3 protein-coding genes are annotated in these 3,272 nt (G+C 64.9%); all 3 read right to left on the reverse strand.

All coding sequences use genetic code 11. From position 1 onward, the window contains the following. Window positions 1-190 precede the first annotated feature (190 nt). From FJZ36_18625 to FJZ36_18635, 3 genes are read right to left on the reverse strand one after another with little or no spacing between them, the layout of a single operon-like run. Window positions 191-2,113, reverse strand: coding sequence for a hypothetical protein (locus FJZ36_18625; GenBank protein MBM3216914.1), 1,923 nt, complete (start codon window positions 2,111-2,113; stop codon window positions 191-193). Continuing rightward, entirely contained in the window at window positions 2,110-2,520 is a 411-nt protein-coding gene (locus FJZ36_18630; protein ID MBM3216915.1) for a hypothetical protein, read from the reverse strand. The genes FJZ36_18625 and FJZ36_18630 overlap by 4 nt, the downstream gene beginning before the upstream one ends. Further along, window positions 2,513-3,169: a hypothetical protein gene (locus FJZ36_18635; protein MBM3216916.1), complete on the reverse strand. Its 657-nt coding sequence runs from the start codon at window positions 3,167-3,169 to the stop codon at window positions 2,513-2,515. The genes FJZ36_18630 and FJZ36_18635 overlap by 8 nt, the downstream gene beginning before the upstream one ends. Window positions 3,170-3,272: the final 103 nt, after the last annotated feature.

Genomic DNA, 3,272 nt, shown 5'->3' on the forward strand with positions numbered 1-3,272 from the left:
CCTCGATGATCTCCCACATGTCGTCGGGAACCGCCCAGATCGTCGGTTCCGGCTTGGGTTCCGGCTTGGCATCGTCGGTCGTTTGCACGCGATAGACTCCTGAATCGACGAACTCACAGGAGACCATCGGATAACTGCATTCGTCGATTGAGATAGACACTAAGGGCAATCGCTGCATCCAGTGAGGGGGCTACGAGCAGCCGGGGTCCAGCGGATTCTCCTCAGCCGGCTTCAGCGGATGGTCGGTCTCCCACTGGTAGATGACGTTGCGCGAGTCGTCCGACGGATCGCGGAGAGCGATCCGGGGGGCGTCGGCGCGCGTGCGCCAGGGCGTGTCGAAGCTCGGCGATCTCGCGAATCGGCGCGTCGAGACGTCGAGCGTGATGCTTGCAGCCGGGGCGAGCTGCACCGTGAGCCAAGACCCGTCGATTCGATGCTCTTCGCCGGACGCGGCGTTTCGCGCGGCTGCGAACTCGTGTTCCCCGAATGCTCCCGGCTGCGCGATGACCGTGCGGACGTGCTGGGGACTCGTGTTGACAAGCGTCAGCCGAAACGCGGAGGGCGCGACGGACTCGACAAGCGCGGCGACATCCACCGGGAGCCCGGCGCGGCGGCGGTCGGCGTCGTAGTAGCGCACGCGGGCGTGGAGCAGTCCGCCGTGGTAGATCGGATAGGGAGCCCCGGTCGTCAGTTGGGCGAGCACGGCGCACACGACGGGGTTCCGTGGAATCCAGTGCTGGATATAGATGGTCGTCGGGTCCTCGCGGTCGGAGCGAATCAGCTCCATCGCGCGGCACACGTCGCGGTAGGTCTCTTCGAGGGCGCGCTGCGGGTAGTCCGGACAGTGACCCGTCACGTAGCGGAACCACGCCGCGTTGGGAGCCCGCCCCATGCCGCGCGTCGAGAACTCGTGGTTCATTCGCTCCGGGTCCTGGACGCGGAGGATCCGCCCGGCGTCCTCGTGCGACTCGGACAGATTCCACGTGTGGATCGCCAGCTCCGGCGACATGGGGCGGAAGTCCGTCCAGCCGGAGTCGGTGTGCCGATGAGGCGTCTGCCACCCATCGCCGTGCTTCCGCCGAAGCGTCCAGAGGCGATCGAGCTGCGTGCGGATCAGGTCGAGATGGGCGGGATCACCTGTGACGAGCACCGCGTTCGCGGACCCGACGGCGGCAGCTTCGAGCAGGACGCTTCCGCCGTGGGGCCAGCGCCAGCCGTAGTAGCCGCCCCACCACTTACCGTCCATGCACTCGCCGATCTCGCCGGAGAGTCCCACGTTGTCCGGTAGGAGTCCGCCGTTGCGCCGAGCGCGGTCTACCCACGCGTCCAGGTAATCGAGAACCCAATCGCGGTATCGCCCTTCGCCGGTCATCACATAGGCGTGGGCGACGAGGGAGGTCGCCATCAGGTTCAGCGGAACATCGCCACGCGCCATGCGGGCGTTCATCGCGTCGAGGATGCGGCGGAATGTCTCGTCGTCGTTCCAGTCGGCGGAGGGTCCCGGCACGCCGGGGATGTCCTCGAACGGCAGTCCGAAGATGGGGTTGCTGAGCACCCAGCGGTGCGTGGACCAGTCCTCGAAGGTCATTTCGAGTCGGGGACCCCGGCTGCCGTTGATGGGGCTGCGGATGAGCCGGCGTTCGCGGTCGTAGTTGGGCGCGTCGGGGTCGTCGCCCGTATAGAAGTCGGCGAATCGGGCGGTTCGCTGTCGGTTCCGCAGGTCGTAGGGCTCCGCCAACGGAAGGAAGTAGAAGTAAAGGGAGCTTTCGCCGTGGTGCATCCAGTCGTAGTAAGCGTCGAACTCGCGGTGTACCTGCCCGTACTCGGTGAACTGCCACGTGACGGCGTCCCAGAGGCGCTGTCCGAGCTCGCGGTAGATGTCCGCTCCGCCGAGGGCGAAGTGGAGCGGGAAGGTATAGAACGTCTCGTAGGCGTCGTCGGAGCCGTCCATGCCGGGCCAGTCGTCGCGCCAGATGAGCGTGCCGTCCTCGCGCGTGTAGCGTTCGACGAAGGCGAGCCCAGCTTCGTCCATGATGTCGAAGAGCCGCCGCTGCCACAGAGCCCAAGCAGGCGGAACCGTCGTCTCGTCGGCGCGGATGATCGGGATGGTCATGTCGCGTTCCCATGCTGCTGGTTGCTTGCGGAGCGTCGAAACAGGTGGGCAGAACCGGTGAATAACAGCGCGAAGAAGGCGTTGAGCCCGAACATCCCCACGGCTCCGTGCGGCTCCCTCGCGACCAGAGGCTTCAGAGCGATGAGCGTCACCACGGGGATCGACATGAGGGCGATCGCCGTCACCAACGCCGCCAGAGCCATGCCGCGTGGTCTGAAGCGCGCGGCGAGAGCTCCGACGAACCCAACGCCGAGCGCCCCCAGATACATCAAACTGGGCAGATTCGCCGACCCATCCTCCGGGTCGCCGATGATGCCGGCGGCGGCGTTCATCCAGACGAGCAGGAACACCGCCAGGAGCGCGATGCCCGCAGCGATGCGATACGCGATCCTACCCGGTTCATGCACAGCCTAGCTCCTTCGCGAACTCCTCGTCGCCGCTCCATCTGGGATTGCCGTTGATCGTCCAACCGATGAACCACAGCGCCGTGATCCGGTTCTTGGGCTCCATGTCGAGCAGGACGCGTATCTGCTTGTGCATATCGGCGTGACCCGGAAGCCACGGGTCGGTAGGCGGTTCGATGTCCCCGGACTGGATGACCGGTTGTATCTGAAGGTCGCGATTCGTTGCGTAAGGGAATGTGTCATTGAGCGTCGCGATCGCCTGATGCCACTTGAACCACGGCGGAAGCGTCGTGTAGTTCCACTGGTTCTGCTCCCATGGGTAGTACCAGGGCTGGAGAATCCGGATCGCATCGTCGGGGAACCTGCCTCCTTGCGACTTCTTGTTGATGGCGTCTTTGAGCCATTGCGGGGGCACCCAACGCCAGTATCGCACCGAGGGCGGCGGATAGGGGTTCGTCTCCCAGAGATCGCCCGTGAGGTCCTTCACAGTCTGCCAGTAGCTGGTGCCGGGCCCGTAGCCGTCGATGCTGAAGTTGAAGAAGAAGGGCAGGTTGAGTCCTCGGCTTTTCTGCGTGGTGTGAACGGCGTCAATGACCTCCTCCCACTCGTCCAGACCGTCGGTCTGGACTGACCGCCTTCGGGAACGTGTCATCCATCAAACTTCAGCCCATGCAGGCATTCCTGAGATCGGCATCGCCGATGGCGGTTCCGTCTTGGAAGCGGTTGCAGATGCGTCCGACGTAGGCTTTGAGCCG

Source organism: Candidatus Poribacteria bacterium, assembly GCA_016866785.1.
GTDB lineage: Bacteria > Poribacteria > WGA-4E.

Excerpts from the sequence above, each read along its gene's own strand:
- FJZ36_18625 (MBM3216914.1), bottom strand. The coding sequence starts at position 2,113 with ATGACCATCCCGATCATCCGCGCCGACGAGACGACGGTTCCGCCTGCT.
- FJZ36_18635 (MBM3216916.1), bottom strand. The coding sequence starts at position 3,169 with ATGACACGTTCCCGAAGGCGGTCAGTCCAGACCGACGGTCTGGACGAG.